Source organism: Bradyrhizobium jicamae, assembly GCF_018130215.1.
Lineage (GTDB): Bacteria > Pseudomonadota > Alphaproteobacteria > Rhizobiales > Xanthobacteraceae > Bradyrhizobium > Bradyrhizobium jicamae_A.
Genome location: NZ_JAFCKQ010000112.1, coordinates 1 through 2,435, shown reverse-complemented (window position 1 = coordinate 2,435; position 2,435 = coordinate 1). Strand labels below are relative to the sequence as shown.

Annotated in this window: 1 protein-coding gene and 2 pseudogenes; 2 read left to right on the top strand and 1 reads right to left on the bottom strand. The window is 57.8% G+C overall.

Annotation, left to right across the window (positions count from 1 at the left end):
- Positions 1-393: 393 nt before the first annotated feature.
- Positions 394-1,428: a methyltransferase gene (locus JQ586_RS40130; RefSeq protein WP_212400138.1), complete on the bottom strand. Its 1,035-nt coding sequence runs from the start codon at positions 1,426-1,428 to the stop codon at positions 394-396.
- Between the two features lie 234 nt (positions 1,429-1,662).
- Here JQ586_RS40130 and JQ586_RS40125 point away from each other — a divergent pair.
- A pseudogene (locus tag JQ586_RS40125) lies at positions 1,663-1,863 on the top strand (IS5/IS1182 family transposase); the annotation flags it as partial.
- A 327-nt stretch (positions 1,864-2,190) separates the two neighbouring features.
- Positions 2,191-2,435, top strand: a pseudogene (locus JQ586_RS40120) (hypothetical protein); the annotation flags it as partial.

Here is a 2,435-nt window from a genome sequence, read left to right as displayed (position 1 = left end):
ACCTTCACCCAACCGATCATAGAGCTCACTGTGCCCGCGCGCGTGCGTCTATCAGGCGGTCCTCGTCGTATGCGTACCTTATGCCTGAGATCTGGATGGGTCAGCTGGCCGGTCGATCTTCGACCGAACCCTGAAATGGAGCTTCCTCATGACTGCGGCGTATCAGGCAATACCGATCAACACCGCACTCAAGGTACACGGATCGTCCACGCTGGATCTGAGAGATGACCGCCGCAAGTGCCTTGTGGGAACATGGAAGATTGTCTCATGGATGGTCGAGGGATCTGCCGTCGGGCAAGAAAAGCCCCGCCTTAGGGAAGAATCCGGCGGGCTGCATCACTTACTCGCCGGATGGGGATAATTACGAAGTAGGACAGGTCAACCGACGGACATTTAGCGCGCTGGCACGGCTTCGAGGATGGCTTGGTCCGCGGGCGGTCCCAAAGCGATCGTTCGCGTCCAGGCGAAACCTGCACTCTTCAAAAGCTGGCGATATTCCTCCTCCGTTCGCTCGATCCCACCGGTGATGGTCAGCATCCGCATGTCCAGAGCCGCGGCGCGTTGATGCGCCGCCGAGGCGGTCATGCATTCCGGCATCAGGCGCTCCATGAGAATTAAACGGGTCTCGGGCAAAGCAGAGGCACGGCATCGGATCAGAATGGTAACGGCGCGCTCATCGTCCCAATCGTGGATCACGCTTTTGAGAACCATCAGATCAGCGCCCGCGGGCACCGACTCGAAGAAGTCACCCGAGATAACCTTGCAACGGTTCGCCACGCCGCCACTTTTGAGTGTCGCTTCGGCTTCTCTGAGACCGGCCGGAAGATCGAACAGGATGCCGGCACTGCTTGGCGCACTGCGCAAAACTGCGGCCAACAAGGACCCATTGCCGCCCCCCACGTCCATAATGACTGGAGATGTTGAAAAGTCGTAGGCGGCAGTCGCGCTTCGCGCGACAACATACGTAACGTCCGCCATGGCGGCATTAAAGATAGCAGCTTCCTTTGGGTGTTCGGCGAGCCATTCGAAGCTGTTCATGCCGAACGCGCGGCTCATTCCGGTTTCGCCAGTCCGAATGGTGTAGTTTATCTCGTCGAGGCATTTCCAGGCACGCTGATCGGGGAAGAAGCGCGCAAAATTGCGCAGCGATCCGGCAACATTGCTCTGCAACTGGGCCCCCATGGGGCAAAGGCCAAATTCTCCGGGAGTCCGTTCTTCGAATACGCCGTAGGCGCACAGCGCACGCAACATGCGTTTGAGCGAAGGAGCGTGCATGCCTGTGCGCTGCGCCAAACCTTCGGTGGCGGTCGTCCCGCCGGCTATCAGATCGGCGATGCCAAGTTCCGCTGCGAGGAAGACCAACCGCGCCGGCATAAATCCGGCGATCAGCGGCATGATGCTGGGTGGTGGCGCTGCGTTGTCTGACATTTCCGCCTCCATGCTATCACGATGGCAGATGAGACAAGTACCTTGCAAGAGACCTTTCTACGTTCGAGTGGAAGAGCGGGAGTTCGTGGCTAGTAAGTCATTCCAACTTGGCGCAAGTTCGCTCGGCGTATCGTAAAATCTAGACCCACGGCTCCGTCTCGCTACTTCTCTCGGAGTACCGTAGTCATACTTAGCTGGCACAAACTGCACTCCTCACCAAATTCCGAAGAGCGTAGGGTCGGCGAGGAGCAGCTCGTTGCGCTAATCCAGGAAGGTCTGTCGGTGGCGCACAAGACAGGCGCCATCGGCCCGAAGGACCTGGAGCGCGTGGTGGTCGATGCCACGGTGCAGCCCAAGGCGGCTGCGCATCCGACCGACGCGCGGCTGCTGCATCGAGCAATCATCAACCTGGTCGGGCTCGCCAAGCGCAAGGGTGGCACATGACGGCCTCAACGGTAATAGACATAGAAAAGCCCTTTCGTGGAAATTGGTCTGACAATACGCGTCGAAGGGCGCGTACTCATAAACTCGTAGATGTCCGCTCTTGGGGGTAAAACGGAATTATTCCGCTCCTTCAGAGCATTACCGATCTTGACCCGGAGCGGTCATTAAATTGCCAGCGGCTCCATCGCTGCCATGCATTGTGGTGAGCCGTCGCGCCAGGCTTGGCCATCGCTTCGGTCCCTTTGATTTGCATCAAAAAATGCCCTTCGCAGACTGTGATATTCGTAACGCCCGTCTCTCATAGAGGAGTCCACTCAAATGAATCGCAAGAGCTTTCTTGTTGGTCTCCTGGCCGCTGGTTGCTTCATCGCAACGTCCACACTCATGACGAGTCCCAGCAACGCGCAAACGGACCCAAAAGTCGCGAAAGCCATGGCGATATTGAAGGCCGAAACGGCGAAATTGGGCGCGCCCAAGGTCGAGGGAACCGTTCAGACAGCCGACAAGACGACCCCAGGCTTGTATTTTGGCTCAACCAAGGTGAACAACGACTTCACGATTGT